This window comes from Clostridium sp. CCUG 7971, assembly GCF_017590215.1.
Taxonomy (GTDB): Bacteria; Bacillota; Clostridia; order Peptostreptococcales; family Peptostreptococcaceae; genus Faecalimicrobium.
Map to the genome: position 1 here is coordinate 1 of NZ_JAFFPK010000185.1, position 798 is coordinate 798.

The 798-nt window shown below is 26.4% G+C and carries 2 protein-coding genes; both read left to right on the forward strand.

The annotated features are described in order from the left end of the window. The coding region (locus JWF52_RS18170) for an MBOAT family O-acyltransferase (protein WP_286184271.1) at positions 1–477 on the forward strand (477 nt) is incomplete at its 5' end. A gap of 12 nt (positions 478–489) precedes the next feature. Then, positions 490–720 (forward strand): D-alanine--poly(phosphoribitol) ligase subunit DltC, encoded by a 231-nt coding sequence (gene dltC, locus JWF52_RS18175; protein ID WP_042276428.1) that lies wholly within the window; start codon positions 490–492, stop codon positions 718–720. The last annotated feature ends 78 nt before the right edge of the window (positions 721–798 follow it).

The window sequence follows — 798 nt, forward strand, 5'->3', positions numbered from 1 at the left end:
AGTTTATATTTATTCTTTGACTTTGCAGGATATAGCTTATTTGCAGTAGGAACAAGTTATATACTAGGAATTAAAACACCGGACAACTTTAACAAGCCATTTATAAGTAAGGATATGAAAGAATTTTGGACTAGATGGCATATAAGTCTTTCAAGATGGTTTGGAGATTATATTTTCTCAAGGTTTGTAATATCTTCTATGAGAAAGAAAAGATTTAAAAAGAGAGCTACAGCAGCTCATGTTGCTCAAATGATAACAATGATAACTATGGGATTTTGGCATGGTTTAACGTGGTATTACATTTTATATGGTGTATATCAAGGGATAGTACTTATCCTAACAGATATATACCAAAAGAAATCTAAATTTTATAAAAAGCATAAGAAAGAGAAATGGTTTGAAATTGTGCAAATTGTAATAACTTTTAATATTGCATGTTTTGGGTTACTGATTTTCTCAGGATACTTTAATAAATAAGGAGGAATAAAAATGAGACAAGTAGTTATAGAAATATTTGAAGAAGTATTAGGATATGATGATTTAGAAAATAATCAAGATTTAAACTTATTTGAAGAAGAGCTATTAGATTCATTAGCTATAATAGAAGTATTATTAGAAATTGAAGGCAGATTAGGTATAGAGCTTCAACCAACTGATTTAGAAAGAAGCGATATGGCAACTGTAAATAACTTAGTTAAGTTTTTAGAAACAAGAAAATAATATAAAATTACTAAGTGAATACAAGTAATTTTATAAGTAATTAAGCTTATTTAAATTAAAAAAGATATTATCATAAAT